Here is a 220-nt window from a genome sequence, read left to right on the forward strand (position 1 = left end):
ACTGGGCCGAATGGGTTTGATCAACTCGCAACCTTTGTTAGTGTCGATACCAATAGCGATGGCACTCCTCGCACGGCAACCTATAGTATTGACGCTCCTGGAGGGAGTTGGGATAGTGCTGAAGCCGGAAACTATAGCGTTGCGGTAGAAGCCAGCCAAGTTAGCGATACCAGTGATAATACCGTTGTTAGTAGTAGCTTAGATACCTTTAACATTAACG

1 protein-coding gene is annotated in these 220 nt (G+C 47.7%); it reads left to right on the forward strand.

Annotated elements, in window-relative coordinates:
- Positions 1 to 220, forward strand: a 220-nt coding sequence (locus PL8927_RS28270) for a hypothetical protein (protein WP_197047603.1), incomplete at both ends; no start/stop codon positions are given.

The organism is Planktothrix serta PCC 8927 (assembly GCF_900010725.2).
Lineage (GTDB): Bacteria > Cyanobacteriota > Cyanobacteriia > Cyanobacteriales > Microcoleaceae > Planktothrix > Planktothrix serta.